This window comes from Methylobacterium sp. D54C (genome assembly GCF_053345595.1).
Map to the genome: position 1 here is coordinate 1 of NZ_JBKFAK010000115.1, position 456 is coordinate 456.

At 73.2% G+C, this 456-nt stretch carries 1 pseudogene; it reads right to left on the reverse strand.

What is annotated here, in order from left to right:
* A pseudogene (locus tag ACLBYB_RS32765) lies at positions 1-456 on the reverse strand (IS3 family transposase); the annotation flags it as partial.

Below are 456 nucleotides of genomic sequence, written 5' to 3' on the forward strand. Positions count from 1 at the left end.
CCACCACGGTGCCGTCGTGGGTGCGGCCGGGCCGCCGGGCGGTGTGCGGCGCGAGGGTGAGCCCGTTCGCCCGCAGGATGCGCAGCACCCGCTTGGCATTGACGCTCGCTTCGCCGCGCGAGTGCAGGGCCCGGTTCACCAGTGCGGTGACGCGGCGATAGCCGTAGCTCGGGCGGGCATCGACGATCGCGCGGATCGTCGGCAGCAGCTGCGCATCCTCAGGCTTGCGGTAGGGACCGCGCGGCTGGGCGGGGCGGCTCAGGCGCTCGGCCAGGTGGGAGCGGGCCACGCCGAGCGTGTCGGCGACCGCCTTCACCGCGAACCGCCCGTCGAACCGCCCCAGGAGCTGAGCGGCGAGGTCGGTTTTTTTGTGCGGGCGAGGTCGAGCGCCTCCTTCAGGATCTCGACCTCCATGGTCTTGCGCCCGAGCAGACGTTCGAGGTCGCGCACGCGCCG